Origin of the sequence: Nonomuraea sp. NPDC049141, from assembly GCF_040648415.1 — a bacterium.
In the GTDB taxonomy this organism is placed as follows: domain Bacteria; phylum Actinomycetota; class Actinomycetes; order Streptosporangiales; family Streptosporangiaceae; genus Nonomuraea.
Genome location: NZ_JBEZDR010000009.1, coordinates 83,326 through 101,066 on the forward strand (window position 1 = coordinate 83,326; position 17,741 = coordinate 101,066).

General features: G+C 72.9%; 4 protein-coding genes. All 4 read left to right on the plus strand.

The annotated features are described in order from the left end of the window. The first annotated feature begins 19 nt into the window (after positions 1 to 19). The 4 genes from AB0B91_RS27140 to AB0B91_RS27155 all read left to right on the plus strand — a co-directional run bounded on the left by AB0B91_RS27140 (position 20) and on the right by AB0B91_RS27155 (position 17,740). Positions 20 to 12,910 carry an SDR family NAD(P)-dependent oxidoreductase gene (locus tag AB0B91_RS27140; RefSeq protein ID WP_358325084.1) on the plus strand — a complete coding sequence of 4,297 codons (12,891 nt, stop codon included), beginning with the start codon at positions 20 to 22 and terminating at the stop codon, positions 12,908 to 12,910. Between the two features lie 202 nt (positions 12,911 to 13,112). Next, a complete protein-coding gene (locus tag AB0B91_RS27145) occupies positions 13,113 to 13,832 on the plus strand; it encodes an ABC transporter ATP-binding protein (protein WP_358325088.1) in 720 nt (239 codons plus the stop codon). Continuing rightward, a complete protein-coding gene (locus tag AB0B91_RS27150; RefSeq protein WP_358325090.1) occupies positions 13,832 to 16,405 on the plus strand; it encodes an ABC transporter permease in 2,574 nt (857 codons plus the stop codon). The genes AB0B91_RS27145 and AB0B91_RS27150 overlap by 1 nt, the downstream gene beginning before the upstream one ends. A gap of 42 nt (positions 16,406 to 16,447) precedes the next feature. Beyond that, complete coding sequence (locus AB0B91_RS27155; protein ID WP_358325093.1) at positions 16,448 to 17,740, plus strand: activator-dependent family glycosyltransferase; 1,293 nt, start codon at positions 16,448 to 16,450, stop codon at positions 17,738 to 17,740. Position 17,741 lies beyond the last annotated feature (1 nt).

Consider the following 17,741-nt stretch of genomic DNA (forward strand, 5'->3'; position numbering starts at 1 on the left):
CGAGTGAGCGGAGTGTGTCTTGAGCGAGCAGCGTCGCGTCCTCGCCGACCTGGTGAACGACCTGACGGTCGAGGTCCTGCGGACCGTGCTCCCCGATGCCCCTGACGCGGTGGACCCCCAGCGCGGCTTCAGGGAACTGGGACTCGACTCGCTGGCCGCCGTCGAGCTGCACGACCGCCTGGCCCAGGCGGTCGGCGCCGAACTGCCGATCACCATCGCCTTCGACCATCCCACCCCTGACGCGGTGGTCGACTATCTGTTCACCGAGGTGCTCGGCCTGGCTGGCGCGGAGACCGCCGAGGTCCAGCCGGCCGTCGCCATGGATGAGCCGATCGCCGTCATCGGCATCGGCTGCCGCTATCCGGGCGGGATCACCACCCCGGAGGAGCTGTGGCGGCTGGTCGCCGAGAGCGGGGAGACCCTCACCGAGTTCCCGGTGAACCGTGGCTGGGACCTTGACCGGCTGTTCGACGACGACCCGGACGCGCCCAACTCCACCTACGCCCGGTCGGGGCACTGGCTGCACGACGCCGCTGAGTTCGACGCCGACTTCTTCGGCATCAGCCCGCGTGAGGCCGTCGCCATGGATCCCCAGCAGCGCCTGGTGCTGGAGGCTTCCTGGGAGGCGTTCGAGCGGGCGGGCATCGATCCGCGCTCGCTGCGGGGCAGCCAGTCCGGCGTGTTCATCGGCGCCGAGCCGCAGGACTACGGTCCCCGGCTCGACAAGGCGCCGGAGGAGATCGAGGGCTACCTCGTGACGGGCAACGCCCCGAGCGTGGTGTCCGGCCGGATCGCCTACGCCCTCGGGCTCGAAGGTCCCACGCTCACCGTCGACACCGCCTGCTCCGCTTCCCTGGTGGCCCTGCACCTCGCCTGCCAGGCGCTGCGGAACGGCGAGACCGACCTCGCGCTGGCCGGCGGCGTGACCGTGATGTCCACCCCCGGCACCTACACCGCGTTCAGCCGGCAGCGGGTGCTCGCCGCGGACGGCCGCTGCAAGGCGTTCGCCGCCTCCGCCGACGGCACCGGCTTCTCCGAGGGCGTCGGGATCCTCGCGATCGAGCGGCTGTCGGACGCGCGCCGCCGGGGACACCCCGTGCTCGCGGTCATCCGCGGCTCGGCGATCAACCAGGACGGCGCCAGCAGCGGCCTGACCGCCCCGAACGGTCCCTCCCAGGAACGGGTGATCCGCCGGGCGCTGGCCAACGCGGGGCTGTCACCGGCCGAGGTCGACGTGGTCGAGGCGCACGGCACCGGCACCAAGCTGGGGGACCCGATCGAGGCGCACGCGCTGATGGCCACGTACGGAAAGGACCGGGGCGAACGCGGGCCGCTGAGACTGGGCTCGATCAAGTCGAACATCGGCCACACCCAGGCGGCGGCCGGCGTGGCCGGTGTGATCAAGATGGCCATGGCCATGCGTCACGAGACGCTGCCCCGCACCCTGCACGTGGACGAGCCGTCGCCGTACGTCAACTGGTCGCTCGGCGCGGTCGAACTGCTCACCGAGAGCCGGCCCTGGCTCGCCAACGGCACGCCGCGGCGAGCCGGCGTCTCGTCCTTCGGCGTGAGCGGCACCAACGCGCACCTGATCCTCGAGGAGCCGCCGGTAGAAGCCACCTTGGAGGGGGACGGCGGCTTGCCCCCGGCCGTCGTCCCCATGGTGCTGTCCGCGAAGGCGCCGGAGGCGCTGCGCGCGCAGGCCGCCAGGCTGGCCGCCCATCTGGGCGAGCACGAGGACCTCGGCCTGGCCGACGTCGCCCACTCGCTGGTGACCTCGCGTTCGAGCTGGGAACACCGCGCGGTGGTCGTCGCCGGTGACCGGGCCGAACTGCTCGCCGGGCTGACCGCTCTGTCCGAGGGCGAGCCCGCCGCCGACGTGATCGAGGGCGAGGCCACCGCGGAGCGCCGCGCGGTCTTCATCTTCCCCGGCCAGGGCTCGCAGTGGGCGGGCATGGCGGTGGAGCTTCTGGACTCGTCCCCCGTCTTCGCGCGGCGCATGGACGAGTGCGCGGCGGAGATCGAGTCCTATGTCGACTGGCGGCTGCTCGACGTGCTGCGTGGCGAGCCGGGCGCCCCTTCGCTGGAGCGGCTGGAGGTCGTTCAGCCGGCGCTGTTCGCGGTGATGGTGTCGCTGGCCGCCCTGTGGGAGTCGCTGGGCGTGCGGCCCGCCGCCGTCGTGGGCCACTCGCAGGGCGAGGTCGCCGCCGCCTACGTGGCCGGCGGCCTGTCGCTGGCCGACGCCGTACGCGTGATCGTGCTGCGCAGCCGCCTGTTCGCCGAGCGCCTGGTGGGCCGGGGCGGCATCGCCGCGATCGGCGCGGCGGCCGATGCGGTGGAGGAGCGGCTGGCCCGCTGGCCGGGACGGCTGTCCATCGGGGCGAAGAACGGCCCCTCGTCGTGTACCGCGGTCGGCGACGAAGGGGCCCTCGCCGAACTCGTCGCCCAGTGCGAGGCGGACGGCATCCGGGCGCGTCTGCTGGCCTCCACCGTCGCCTCCCACTGCGATCAGGTCGACCCGTTGCGCGAGCAACTGACGCGGATGCTCCGAACCGTGTCCCCGACCACGGGAGACGTGCCGTTCTACTCCACCGTGACCGGTGGGGTGCTGGACACCGACGAGCTGAGCGCCGACTACTGGTTCCACAACGCCCGTCAGCCGATCGAGTTCCAGGCCGTGATCGAGGAGCTGCTCGCGCGGGGACACGACGCGTTCCTGGAGATGAGCGCGCACCCGGTGCTCGTGATGAGCGTGCAGGACACGATCGACGAGGCCGGGGCCGACGCGTTCGCCGCCGGCACCCTGCGCCGTGGCGAAGGCGATCTGCGGCGCGTGCTGGCCTCGGTCGCGGAGGCGCACGTACGCGGCGTGCCCGTCGACTGGGACAGCCTGCTCACCGGCGCGAACCGGGTCGATCTGCCGACGTACGCCTTCCAGCGCCGGCACTACTGGCTGGAGACCCGGACCTCGGCCGGGGACGTCGCCTCGGCCGGACTGACCGCCCCCGGCCATCCGCTCCTGGGCGCGGCCGTGACGCTCGCCGAGTCCGGTGGGGCGCTCCTCACCGGACGGCTCTCGGTCCAGCTCCACCCCTGGCTGGCCGACCACGCCGCCGCCGGCACGCTGCTCCTGCCCGGCACCGCCTTCGTCGAGCTCGCCATCCGGGCGGGCGACCAGGTCGGCTGCGGCCTGCTGGAGGAGCTGACGCTGGAGGCCCCGCTCGTCGTCCCCGAGCGCGGCGGCGTGTGGCTGCAGGTGTCCGTCGGAGCGCCCGAGGACGCGGGCCGCCGCCGGATCGGCGTGCACTCGCGGGCGGAGGACGCGCCGGCCGACGCGCCGTGGACCCGGCACGCGAGCGGGTACGTGGCCGCCGACGACGCGCCCGAGGACTTCTCCCTCGCCCAGTGGCCGCCGGACGGAGCCGTCTCTGTGGACCTCGACGGCCTGTACGAACGGCTCGCCGAGGCCGGCTACGGCTACGGTCCGCTGTTCCAGGGGCTGAAGGCGGGGTGGCGGCGTGGTGACGAGGTCTTCGCCGAAGTCGCGCTGCCCGAGCGGGCGCGCCGGGACGCCGAGCTGTTCGGCCTGCACCCGGCGCTGCTCGACGCGGCGCTGCACGCGGGGTCGCTGCTGGAGGCCGCCGACGAGCGCCTGAGCCTGCCCTTCGCCTGGACCGGCGTCTCCCTGCGGGCCACCGGCGCCTCGGCCGTCCGGGTCCGGCTGTCGCCGGCCGGGCCCGACGCCCTGTCGCTGTGGCTGGCCGACACCTCGGGCGTGCCCGTCGCCACCGTACGATCGCTGGTCTCGCGTCCGGCCTCGGCGCAGCAGCTCTCCGCCGCTTCGGTCGCCCATGGCGACTCGCTGTTCCGCGTGGCGTGGACCGCGGTGCCCGCGCTGTCTGCGGCGTCCACGTTGCCGTCGGCGACGGTGGCAGGGGGTGCTGCGGTACTCGGCCCGGACCCGCACGGCTTGCGCCGGGCCGGGGTCGCGAGCGCCGAGTTCACGGACCTGACGGCGCTGACCTCATCGGATCGGCTGCCCGACACGGTGTTCGTAAGCTTCGACTCGCAGGGCTCCGCGTCGGACGGCTCCGTGTCGCAAGGCGTCGGGTCGGAGGGCGTTGGGTCGGACGGCTTCATGGAAGCGGTGGGCGGCGGCGTTCCGGGTGGTGCGCGGGCGGCGACGCACAGGGCGCTGGGGCTCGTACAGGCCTGGGTGGCCGATGAGCGGCTGGCCTCGGTGCGGCTTGTCGTGGTGACCCGTGGCGCGGTGGCGGCGGGCGCGGAGGTGCGGGATCTGGCGAACGCGCCGGTGTGGGGCCTGCTGCGGTCGGCGCAGTCGGAGCACCCCGGCCGCTTCGTGCTGCTGGACCTCGACGACTCCGGGATACCGGTGCCCGCCGTGCTCGCGGCGCTCACCGAGCCGCAGCTAGCCCTGAGAGCAGGCGAACTGCTGGTGCCCAGGCTGGCCCGCGCGGCCACCACCGACACCCTGACACCCCCTGCGGGCGCCCCGGAGTGGCGCCTGGACGCGGCGATCAAGGGCAGCCTGGACGGCCTGTCACTGGTCCCGTGCCCGGAGGCGGCCCGCCCGCTCGGGCCGGATGAGGTGCGGGTGTCGGTACGCGCGGCCGGTCTCAACTTCCGGGACCTGGTCGTCACCCTCGGCATGGTGCCCGAACACGACGAACCCATCGGCGGCGAGATAGCGGGCGTGGTGCTGGAGGTAGGCGCCGAGGTTGCCGATCTGGTGCCCGGTGATCGGGTGCTGGGGTTGCTGGACGGCGCGTTCGGTCCGGTGGGGGTGACGGATCGGCGGTTGCTGGCTCGTATGCCCGCCAGCTGGTCGTTCGCGGAGGCGGCATCGGTCCCGGTGGCGTTCCTGACCGCCTACTACGGCCTGGTCGATCTCGCCGAGGTCCGCGCGGGGGACCGGGTGCTCATCCACGCCGCCGCCGGTGGGGTCGGCATGGCGGCGGTGCAGCTCGCCCGCTGGCTCGGCGCGGAGGTATTCGGCACAGCGAGCCCAAACAAGTGGGCAGCGCTCACCCTGGACGAGGACCATGTGGCCTCCTCACGGACGCTGGACTTCGCGCAGAAGTTCGGCCGAGTAGATGTGGTGCTCAACTCGCTGGCCGGCGAGTTCCTGGACGCCTCGCTGGGACTGCTGGACGAGGGCGGTCGCTTCCTGGAGATCGGCAAGACCGATGTTCGCGAACCCGGCCAGGTCGCCGACGCCCACCCGGGCGTGCGCTACCTCCCGTACTCCCTGATGGAAGCCGGCCCCGACCGCCTGCGCGACCAGCTGGCCGAGGTGCTGGCGCTGTTCGACAGAGGTGTGCTGGAGTTGCCGCCCGTCCGGGTCTGGGATGTGCGGCGGGCCGGGGAGGCGCTGCGGTTCATGTCGCTCGCCCGGCATACCGGGAAGATCGTGCTGTCGATGCCGCCCACGTTCACCGGCGGCGGGACGGTGCTCGTGACCGGCGGCACGGGCGGTCTGGGCGCGCTGGTGGCGCGCCATCTGGTGACGGTCCACGGGGTACGGGACCTGCTGCTGGTGAGCCGGTCGGGGATGTCGGCCATGGGCGCGGCGGACCTGCTTCAGGAGCTGTCCGGACTGGGCGCGCGGGTACGCATCGCGGCCTGCGACGTGGCGGATCGGGGCGCGCTGGCCAAGCTGCTGGCAGAGGTCCCGGCACAGGCGCCGCTGCGCGGGGTGGTACATACCGCCGGAGCGCTCGACGACGGAGTACTGGACTCGCTGACGCCGGAGCGCGTGGACGCCGTGCTGCGGCCGAAGGTCGCCGGGGCGTGGAACCTGCACGAGCTGACGCGGGACCTGGACGTGTCGGCGTTCGTGCTGTTCTCCTCGGCGGCCGGTGTCCTGGGGGACGCCGGTCAGGGCAATTACGCGGCGGCGAACGTGTTCCTGGACGCCCTGGCGGCGCACCGGCGCGCGCACGGCCTCGTCGCGGTGTCGCTGGCCTGGGGCTTCTGGGAACAACGCAGCAACATGAGCGCCCACCTGCGCGACGCCGACATAGCGCGGATGGAGCGGTCGGGCGCCCGCGGCCTCTCGTCCGAGGAGGGGCTGGCGCTCTTCGACGCCGCCCTGACGGTGGACGAGGCCCTGCTGGCACCGATCCGCCTCGACCTCGCCGCGATGCGCCGCGAGTCCGCCTCGGTGCAGCCGTTGCTGCGCGGCCTGGTCCAGCCGCCCGCGCAGCGGAACGTCGCCGCGAGCGCCGTGCCGGGCGGTGCCGCTTCCGGTCTGGAGCGGCAACTGGCCGGGTTGCCCGAGACCGACCGCGACCAGGTGCTCGTCTCCCTGATCCGCGCGCAGGCCGCCACCGTGCTCGGCCACGCCGATGCCGCCTCGGTGGACGCCGGCCGGGCGTTCAAGGAGCTGGGCTTCGACTCACTGACCGCCATCGAGCTGCGCAACCGGCTCAACGCCGCCACCGGGTTGCGGCTGTCGGCCACGCTGGTCTTCGACTATCCGACGCCCGCCGTACTCGCCCAGCACATCAAGGGCAAGCTGCTCGGCGCGGAGTCGCCGGCCGCGCCGGTCGCCGCGCCCGCCGCGCCGCTCGACGACGATCCGATCGCCATCGTCGGGATGAGCTGCCGGTATCCCGGTGGCGTCGACTCGCCGGAGGCCCTGTGGCACATGCTGGTCGAGGGCCGGGACGCGATGTCGGAGTTCCCCGCCGACCGGGGCTGGGACCTGGAGCGGCTCTACGACCCCGACACTGAGAGCGCCGGCAGCAGCTATGTGCGGGTGGGCGGGTTCATGTACGAGGCCGGAGAGTTCGACGCGGCCTTCTTCGGGATCTCGCCCCGCGAGGCGCTGGCCACGGACCCGCAGCAGCGGCTGCTGCTCGAAGCCTCCTGGGAGGCCCTCGAACGCGCGGGCATCGATCCCGGCGCCCTCAGGGGCAGTTCGACGGGCGTGTTCGTCGGTGCTTCCGCCACCGGCTACGCCACCGGGCCCGCGCCCCTGCCCGAGGAGGTGGAGGGATACCTGATCACCGGCAACTCCAGCTCGGTGATGTCCGGCCGCGTCGCCTACGCGCTCGGCCTGGAGGGGCCCGCCATGACCCTGGACACGGCGTGCTCGTCGTCCCTGGTCGCCCTGCATCTGGCCTGCGAGTCGCTGCGCCGCGGCGAGAGCACGCTCGCGCTCGCCGGCGGCGTGACCGTGCTGTCCACGCCCGAGATCTTCGTGGAGTTCAGCAGGCAGCGGGGGCTGGCGCGGGATGGGCGGTGCAAGGCGTTCGCGGAGGCCGCCGATGGTACGGCGTTCGCCGAAGGCGTCGGTCTGCTGCTGCTGGAGCGGCTGTCGGACGCGCGGCGCCAGGGCCATCAGGTGCTGGCGGTGGTGCGGGGCAGCGCGGTCAATCAGGACGGCGCGAGCAACGGGCTGACCGCGCCCAATGGCCCCTCCCAGCAGCGGGTGATCCGCCAGGCGGTGGCCAACGCCGGTCTCGGCCTGGCCGACATCGACGCGGTCGAGGGCCACGGCACCGGCACGACGCTCGGGGACCCGATCGAGGCGCAGGCGCTGCTGGCCACCTACGGTCAGGATCGTCCGCAGGATCGGCCGCTGTGGCTGGGTACGGTGAAGTCCAACATCGGCCACACCCAGTGCGCGGCGGGTGTCGCCGGGGTGATCAAGATGGTCCTGGCGATGCGGCACGGCGTACTGCCGAAGACGCTGCACGTCGACACCCCGTCCTCGCATGTGGACTGGTCGGCGGGCGCGGTGTCGCTGGTGACCGAACCGACCCCCTGGCCCGGCGGCGACCGGCCGCGCCGGGCGGGAGTGTCGTCCTTCGGGATCAGCGGGACCAATGCGCATGTGGTGATCGAGGGCGTTCCCGCCGAAGAGCCGGTTCCGGATGATGTCCCGGCTCCGGCCGACGTGCCGGTGCCCGTGGTGGTCTCCGGTCGCGGTGAGGACGGCGTACGGGCGCAGGCGGAGCGGCTGCGGGACTTCGTTGCGGGGTCCACGGAGGCCGGGCCGGCTGAGGTGGGCCATGCGCTGGTGCGAACGCGTCCCCTGCTGAGCCACCGCGCCGTGGTCGTGGCCGCCGATCGGGAGCAACTGGTGGCGGGCCTGGCGCGGGTGGCCGAGGGGGCTGAGCCGGTCGACGTCGTGACCGGTCCGGAAGGACTCGGTGGGCTGGGGTTCATGTTCACCGGTCAGGGAAGTCAGCGGACGGAGATGGGTCTGGAGCTGACCAGGGCGTTCCCCGCGTTCAAGGGACACCTGGAGGCGGTGGCCGCGGGCCTGGACCGCTACTTGGACGTACCGCTGACCGAGGTGATGTGGGAGCGGCCGGAGCTCCTGGACCGGACGCAGTACGCCCAGACGGGGCTGTTCGCGGTAGAGGTGGCCCTCTACCGGCTGCTGGAGTCATGGGGCATGGTCCCCGACTACCTGCTGGGTCACTCGGTGGGCGAGCTGACGGCGGCGCACGTGGCCGGGGTGCTGTCCCTGGAGGACGCGTGCGCGCTGGTGGCGGCCCGTGGCCGGTTGATGGGCAGCCTGCCCGCGGGTGGGGCGATGGTCGCGGTCGGGGCGGGAGAACGGACCGTGTCCGACCTGCTGTCGGACATGTTCGAACCGTCTGAGGTGGCGATCGCCTCGGTGAACGGGCCGGCCTCGGTCGTGGTCTCGGGTGACGAGCCCGCCGTGGAGCGGGTGGCGGCGGAGTTCGCCCGGCGCGGGGTCAGGTGCCGGCGGCTGCGGGTCAGCGACGGGTTCCACTCCCATCGCATGGAGCCGATCCTCAGCGCCTTCGGTGAGGTGGCCGCCGGGCTGGAGTACGGCGTCCCGGAGATTCCGGTGGTGTCGAACCTGACCGGCGAGCCGGTACGGGAGTTCTCGGCCGAGTACTGGGTGCGGCAGCTGCGAGAGCCGGTGCGGTTCGCCGACAGCGTCGCCTTCCTGCGCGAACGGGGCGTGCGGACCCTCCTGGAGCTGGGTCCCGACGGCGTGCTGTCGGGGCTGGTACAGGAGCAGGGGCCCGTGCCGGTGGCGGTGCCGGTGCTGCGGCGCGATCGGGACGAGGCCGGGCAACTGGTGGCCGCCCTCGGCCGGGCGTACGCGCGCGGGGCGGACGTGGACTGGCACGCCTTCTTCGACGGTGCCGGACGGGTGGTGGAGCTTCCCACCTATGCCTTCCAGCGCCGCCATTACTGGCTGCGGTCTTCCCACAATGGCGGTGATCCCGCCTCGCTCGGGCTGGAGGCCGCGGATCACCCGCTGCTGGGCGCCGCCGTCGAGCTGCCCGACACCGGTGGATCGCTGTTCACCGGCAGGCTCTCGCTCGGCACCCACCCCTGGCTGGCCGATCACCGGATCCTCGACACCGTGCTGGTGCCGGGCACGGCCTTCGTCGAGCTCGCCGTCGCGGCCGGTCACCAGGCAGGTTGCGATCTCGTGGAAGAGCTGACCCTGGAGACCCCCCTCGTGCTGGGGGAGCGGGACGCCGTCACGATCGAAGTGATCGTCTCCGGCGCGGACGACTCGGGCCGCCGTACGCTGACCGTCTACTCGCGGGCCACGGGCGAGCGGCCCTGGATCCGGCACGCGACCGGGACGCTCGCCGCCGGAGCGCGGCAGCCCGCCTTCGACCTGACCGAATGGCCGCCACCCGGCGCCGAGCCCATCGACGTCGGCGGACTCTACGAGCGGCTGGCCGGCGAAGGCGTGGCATACGGACCAGCCTTCCGGGGACTGCGCGCGGCGTGGCTTCGCGACGGCGAGGTGTTCGCCGAGATCGAGCTCCCTGATGCCACGGACGCCGGGCGCTACGGTCTGCATCCGGCGCTGTTCGACGCCGTGCTGCACGCCATCGGGCTGGCTGAGGACGGCGGGGACCAGCAGGTCGAGCTGCCCTTCACCTGGAGCGAGGTCAGCCTGTACGCGACCGGCGCCGCCGCCGCCCGCGTACGCGTATCCGCCGACGGCGCACCCTTGCTGACCGTGGCGGACGCCACAGGCGCGCCGCTGGCCACGGTGGGCGCGCTGGCCATGCGGCCGGTCTCCGGCGCCGGACTCCGAGCCGGCCGGAACGGGGCCGGCACCTCGCCGTACCAGGTGACATGGACACCGGTGCCCACCGGCGACCCCTGGGACGACTGGGCGGTGCTCGGCGGCGAGGACGACGAGCTGCCCGGCGCCCTGCGCGCCGCGGGACTCCCCGTGCGCACCGCCGTGGGCCTGGCCGCGCTGAGCACCACGCCGACGGTGGTGCTGGTCTCCGCCGGGTACGAGTCCGCGTGGGCCGACCCCTCGGTGGCCGCCCGCGACGTGACCGGCCGAACGCTCGCCCTGCTGCAGGACTGGCTGGCCGACGAGCGCTTCGCCGACGCCAAACTGGCCGTGGTGACCGGCGGCTCGGTGCGCGCCACCGCCGACGACGACGCCCCCGATCTCGTCCACGCGCCCGTCTGGGGTCTGGTACGCGCCGCGCAGGCCGAGAACCCCGGCCGGTTCCTGCTCATCGACGTGGACGGCACGGCGGCCTCCTACCGGGCATTGCCCACCGTACTGGCCGGTCAGGAGCCTGAGCTGGCCCTGCGCGAGGGCGAGGCCCGCGCGCCGCGGCTGACCAGGACCGACGACGACGGCCTGCTGAGGCCGCCCGCCGGTGCGGAGTCGTGGCGTCTGGAGATCACCAAGCCGGGCACGATCGACGGCCTGGAAGCGGCCGTCTGTGACGCGGCCCGGCGGCCCCTGGGCGAGTTCGAGGTACGGGTGTCGGTGCGGGCCGGTGGACTGAACTTCCGCGACGTCCTGATGGCCCTCGGCATGTACCCCGGTCCGGCGTCACTTGGGAGCGAGGGCTCCGGCGTGATCGTCGAGGTCGGCTCCGGCGTCACCGGGTTCGCCCCGGGCGACAGGGTGCTCGGGCTGTTCGAGGAGGGGTTCGGGCCCTACACGACGACCGACCACCGGATGATCGCGCACATGCCGGCCGGCTGGTCCTTCGTGACCGCGGCCGCGGTACCGGCCGTGTTCGCGACCGCCTACTACGGCCTGGTCGATCTGGGCGGGGTCCGCGCGGGGGATCGGGTGCTCATCCACGCGGCTGCCGGTGGGGTCGGCATGGCGGCGGTGCAGCTCGCTCGCTGGCTGGGCGCGGAGGTGTTCGGCACGGCGAGTCCGGGCAAGTGGGGAGCGCTGACCCTGGACGAGGACCATGTGGCCTCCTCAAGGACGCTGGACTTCGCGAAGAAGTTCGGCCGGATGGATGTGGTGCTCAACTCGCTGGCCGGGGAGTTCATCGACGCCTCTCTCGGGCTGCTGTCCGAGGGCGGCCGGTTCGTGGAGATGGGCAAGACCGACCTCCGCGACACCATCGCTCCCGGGATCCGTTACACGCCCTTCGACCTCTCGGACGCCGGGCATGACCGGACCAAGGAGATTCTGACCGAACTGGTGAAACTGTTCGAGGACGGCGTGCTCGAACCGCTGCCGACCCGGGTCTGGGACCTGCGCCGCGCGCCGGAGGCGTTCCGCCACATGGCGCAGGCCCGGCACATCGGCAAGGTCGTGCTGACCGTCCCCACGCCGCTCGACCGGCCCGGCACCGTGCTCGTCACCGGCGGCACGGGCGGGCTAGGCGCGCTGGTTGCCCGGCACCTGGTGGCCGAGCACGGCGTACGCGACCTGCTGCTCGTCGGCCGCAGAGGTCTCGACGCCCCGGGCGCCGAGAAGCTCCGCGCCGAGCTCACCGAGCAGGGCGCCCGCGTCGAGGTCGCGGCCTGCGACGTCTCCGACCGGGACGCCCTGGCCGCACTGCTCGGCCGGGTGGCGCCGGACCGTCCGCTGACCGCGGTCGTGCACACGGCGGGCGTCGTGGCCGACGGCGTCATCGACTCGCTCACACCCGCGCAGGTGGACATGGTCTGGCAGCCCAAAGCGGAGGCCGCCTGGCAGTTGCACGAGCTCACCAAGGATCTGGACCTGTCGGCCTTCGTGCTCTTCTCCTCCTCGGCCGGCACGCTCGACGCCGCCGGGCAGGGCAACTACGCGGCGGCCAACGCCTTCCTCGACGCGCTGGCCACGCACCGCAGGGCGGCCGGTCTGCCGGCGGTCTCGCTGGCCTGGGGCATGTGGGCGCCGGAGGTCGGCGGCATGACCGCCCAGCTCGGCGAGGCCGATCTGCGGCGGCTGCGCCGCTCGGGCCTGCTGCCGCTGTCGGCCGAGGCGGGGCTGGCTCTGTTCGACGCGTCGCTCGCGCGCGACGAGGCCGCGCTGGTGCCGATCCGGCTGGATCTCGCGGCCATGCGGTCGCGGGAGGAAGGGCCGCCGGCGATGCTCCGCGGCCTGGTCACCGCGCCGATCAGCCGGGCGCCCGCCACCACCCAGGCCGTCGCCCCGGCCTCGCTGGCCGATCAGCTGACCCCGCTGTCCAGGGCGGCACGTGACCGCCTGCTGCTGAGCCTGGTACGGACCCACGTCGCCGCGGTCCTCGGCCACGCCACCGGGGACCCGGTCGATCCGGACCGGGGGTTCAAGGAGCTGGGCTTCGACTCGCTGACCGCGGTCGAGCTGCGCAACCGGCTGAGCGCGGCGGCGGACGTGCGCCTGCCCGCCACGCTCGTCTTCGACTACCCGACACCGGCCGCGGTGGCCGACTACATCAAGACCGAACTGCTCGGCGACGACGAGACGGCGGCCGAACCCCTGGAAGCCGAACTGGCGGAGCTCGAGCACGCACTGGACAACCTCGTACCGGACCCCGACGGGCACGCGAGGATCACCGCCCGGCTCAAGGCCCTCACGGCGAAATGGACCGAGGCGCACGGCCGGACGGCGGACGACCCGGCGGAGCCGAGACTCGAATCGGCCAGCGCGGAAGAACTTTTCACCATTCTCGACAAAGAATTCTGAGGACATGTCACGGGCGTCGGCAAAACACGAGATTTTCCGTCCCGAGTACCGTTCATGCCACCGAACCATCCCCGAAGAGGAGGGCCCGGATGGCCCTTCAGGCCGATGCGCCGAATATGAACCGGAGATTACGATCTGTTCTATGAGCAGACTGGGAGACAATCAGAGGAGCGGCCAAGACGACATCGTACGGTTAACCTCCGTGCGAAAAACGTACAACACCCGGACGGGTGGTCCCGCGGCGCTGGAAAACGTCACCATCGGCTGCGGGAAAAGCGCGCTCACCGCTGTCATCGGGCCGTCGAGATCCGGTAAGAGCACGCTGTTGCGCTGCGCGTCGGGCCTGGAACGGCCGACCTCGGGATCGGTGTTCCTCGACGGCCAGGAGCTCACGGACCTCGACGACGCGTCGCTGACCAGGCTGCGGCGAGACCGGCTCGGCTTCGTCTTCCAAGGGCCCAATCTGCTGCCCGCCCTGGACGTGGCGGAGAACATCGCGCTCCCCCTCCACCTGTCGGGCCGGAGCATGGACACCGCGCTGTTCGACAGCGTGATCGCGCACATCGGCCTGGCGGACCGCCTGCGCGACCTGCCGGACAAGCTGTCCTTCGGCGAGCAGCAGCGGGTGGCGGTCGCCCGCGCCGTGGTCGGCCGGACGCCGGTGATCTTCGCCGACGAACCGACCTGCGCGCAGGACTCCCGCGACATCGACCGGCTGCTCGGCCTGCTGCGCGAGTCGGTGCGGGCGGCGGGGCAGACGGTGGTGGTGGCCACGCACGATCCGCGCATCGCGGCCTACGCCGACCACGTCTACTTCATGTCCCGCGGCCGGATCGTGGACGAGCTGACGCTCCCGCCCAGCAAGGCGGTGGCCGAGCGGATGGCCCACCTGGCGATGTGGGACAGGGGAGAGCCGTCCTGATGTGGCGCCTGACCCTGCGCACCCTGACCCGCCGCAGGGGCGCCTACTCGGCCGTACTCGCCACGGTCTTCGCCGCCGCCACCATCGTGGCGGCGTGCGGAGGGCTGCTGGCGGCGGGGCTGCGGGCCTCGTTCCCGCCCGAGCGGCTGGCCGGCGCCACGGTGGTGGTCGCGGGCGACCCGTCGTACCGGCTGCCGGACGCCGCGCCCGGCGACGACGACGCCGAATGGGCGAGCCTGTCGGAGACCGTACGGCTGAAACGCTCCCTGGTCGCGACATTGCGGGCGGTGCCCGGCGTAGCCGACACCATCGGTGATGTCTCCTTCCCCGTGACCCTGCTCGGCGGGGACGCGCCCCGGGGCGCGGGGCACGAATGGACGTCCGCGGGGCTGCTGCCGTACGAGCTCCAGGCCGGCACCGCGCCGGTGGCGGACGGAGACGTCGTGCTGGACGCGGCACTCGCCGCGCGGTCGGGCAGCCGGGTCGGCGGGCGGGTTCAGCTCGTGGTCCACGGCAGCGTCGCGGTCTTCCGGGTGAGCGGCGTCGTCGCCCCGGCCGGGGGACGCACGGCCACGGCGGCCGCGCTGTTCTTCGCGCCGGCCGACGCGCGGCGGCTGTCCGGCCATCCCGACTCGGTGGACGCGATAGCGGTGATCCCCGCCCCCGGGACGGGCGAGAAGACGCTCGCGGACCGGGTACGCGCCGGCCTGCGCGGCCAGTCCGCGGTGACGCTCACCGGGGACGACCGCGGTCTCGCCGAGTTCCCGCAGGCACGCGCCGGCCGGGACAACCTGCTCACCGTCGCCGGCCTGATCGGTGGCACGACGCTCCTGGTCGGCATGCTCGTCCTGGTCAGCACCATGCGGCTCCTGGTCGAGCACCGGGCGCCGGAGATGACGCTGCTGCACGCGATGGGCACGCCCCCACGGCGCATCCGCCTGATGATGCTCGGCGAGGTGACGACGGTCTCGGTGGTCGCGACGGCGGCGGGCTCCGTGCTCGGCTTCCACCTCGGCGGATGGCTGTTCTGGCACCTGGTGCGCGACGGGGTGGTGCCCGCCGCCATGCGTTTCGACCCAGGCCCGCTCCCGGCCGCGGGCGCGGCGGCGGTATGCCTGTGCGCCGGGCTGGCCGCCGCGTTCCTGCCCATCTGGCGGGCCGCGCGGCCCCGGCCCGCCACGGTCCTCAGCTCCCCGCCGCAGGACCACGGGCTCGACCGGGCCCGTGCGGCGCTCGCCCTGATCTGCCTCGGCGTGGTGGGCACGACGATCTGTTCGGGCATGCTGCTGATCCGGTCGTCCGCCGTGAGCATCACCTGCCTCGCCGCGATCGTGGTGATCCTCGGCGTGGCCGTGGTGGCCTCCAGGATGACCAAGGCGATGACCGGGCTGGTCGGCCGGGCCGTGCGCGCGCGGCCCAGGACGATCGGCCGCCTGGCCCTGCTCAACAGCTGCGCCCGGCCGTTCGGCATGGCCGCCGCGGTCCTGCCCATCATGCTCGCGACCGGGATCAGTACGGCCAACATCTATCTCCAGATGACGCAGGCCGACCAGGCGCGGCAGGTCCGCATGGACGACCTGCGGGCCGACGACGTGATCACCGCCGGGCCGGGCGGTCTCGCCCCCGGCCTGCTCGGCCGGGTCCGCTCCGTCCCGGGGGTCATGGCCGCTTCGGAACTGGCGAGCGGCAGCGGGTTCGTCGAGACCCCGTATGACGGCTGGCAGGGCGAGCACGGCTGGCCGCTCTTGGGCCTCACGGCCGAAGGCGCGGCCGGGGTCACGGACCTCGCCCTCACCTCGGGCACCCTCACCGACCTGCGTGGCGACTCGGTCGCCCTCACCCAGGAGCACGCCCGGCACCTCGGGCGAGGGCTCGGCGACGCGGTCACCCTGCGGCTGGGCGACGGCGCCGAGGTGGAGCTCAGGGTCGTCGCGCTGCTCGCGGACAAACCCGGCGGCGAGGTGATCCTGATGCCCGCCACGCTGCTCGCCGCCCATACGACCGCCGGGCTGCCGACCCAGATCCTCGTCCGGGCCGCCCCGGGCGGCGACCAGCGGCGGCTGAGATCCGACCTGACCGAAGCCGTGGGCCGCCTGCCCACCGTGCGGGTGAGCGACGCCGGCGGGCTGTCCACGACGTCGGCCGAACAGCAGCGGACCCGGGCCTGGATCAACTACCTGTTCACCGGCGTGGTCATCATCTTCGCCGGCATCTCGGTGATCAGCGCCCAGGCGATGGGGGCCGCCTCGCGGCGCAGGGAGTTCCGGCTTCAGCGGCTGATCGGCTTCACCCGCGGACAGATCCTGCGGATGGTGGGGATCGAGGCCATGGTGGTCGCCGCGGTCGGCGTCGTGCTCGGCACGGCGGCGGTCGCCCCCATCCTGATTCCGTTCGCCATAGCGGTCAACGGCTCACCGATGCCTTACGGGCCGGCGTGGGTCTATCTCGCCGTGATCTGCTCCACGACGCTCTCCGCCCTCGTGGCGACGCTCTCCCCGGTGTGGGCGATGATCCGGCCCCGCACAGGGGAGCGTGAGGGGGCCCCTAGGGGTCGGGCGGTCATGCGCGCATAGGTAGCGTCCCATTGACGCGATAAATCATTTGGAGGAATTGTCATGCGTGTTCTGTTCACTCAACACGCGGCAAACGCGCACCTTTTTCTCATGGTCCCCATCGCCTGGGCGATGAAAGCGGCCGGCCACGAAGTAATCGTCGCCGGCCAGCCGGACATCGTCGACGCGATTACCCAGACCGGCTTGACCGCTTTATCGGTCGGCGGCACGGCCGATATGGCCGAACGGCTGGCGGAAACGCCGATGGACCGGCAGATCTACGGCTCCGGATTCGACATCGCGGAGGAACGGCCCGAGGTGCTCACGTATGAGTACGTCAGAGACTGCCTGGCCGCCTTCTGCTCGCCGCTCGCACTGGACTTCATCACCGACGACGCCATGTACGACGACCTGGTCGCGTTCTGCCGCAGTTGGCAGCCCGACCTGGTGGTCTGGGACGCCATCACCTTCCCGGGCCCCGTGGCCGCCCGGGCCTGCGGCGCGGCGCAGGTCCGGACGACCTTCGGCAGAGATCACTGGGCGCGGATGCGCTCGCTGTTCCTGCGGCTGCGCGCCCAGCAGCCGGGCGATCCGCGCGAGGACCCGGTGGCCGACTGGATCACGCCGAAGCTGGCGAAGTACGGCTGCGACTTCGACGAGGAGGTGATCCTCGGCCAGGCCACGATCGACTCCATGCCGGCCTGGCTGCGCTTCCCCGTCGAGCACGACTACCTGCCCGTCCGATTCGTCCCCCACAACGGTCCCGCGACCTTCCCGGCCTGGCTCAAGGACGCGCCGACCCGGCGACGGATCTGCTTCACCCTGGGGGTGTCCGGCAGGGAGGTCTGGGGAGGACGCGGCAGCGTCAGGGCGAGCGAGCTGTTCGAGGCCGTGGCCGACCTGGACGTCGAGGTGGTCGCGACCCTGAACGCGAACCAGCTGGACGACACGAAGGTCCCGGACAACGTGCGGATCGTGGACTTCGTCCCGCTGAACTCCCTGCTGCCCGGCTGCTCGGCCGTCGTCCACCACGGCGGCACCGGGACCACGGGCACGGCCCTCGTCCACGGTGTGCCGCAGCTCATCATCCCCGCCCAGCTCTACGACGAGGGCGGCATGGCCCAGCAGCTCGCCCAGCAGGGAGTGGGCCTGCTCATCGAGCCCGACGAACTCTCGGCGGCGACGCTGCGCGCCGGGCTGCTGCGGCTGCTGGACGACCCTACGTTCCGGGAGAACGCGACTCGGATCCAGCGGGACATGGCGGAGACGCCGACCCCGCATGACGGCGTACGTGATCTCGAAGAGCTGGTCGCCCGCCACAAGGCGGCGCGGGCGGCTTCCCCGACCCGGAGGTAAG

What these genes read in the sequence shown, in the direction of transcription:
- AB0B91_RS27150 (WP_358325090.1), top strand. Translation starts at nt 13,832, where the DNA reads ATGTGGCGCCTGACCCTGCGCACCCTGACCCGCCGCAGGGGCGCCTAC.
- AB0B91_RS27155 (WP_358325093.1), top strand. Translation starts at nt 16,448, where the DNA reads ATGCGTGTTCTGTTCACTCAACACGCGGCAAACGCGCACCTTTTTCTC.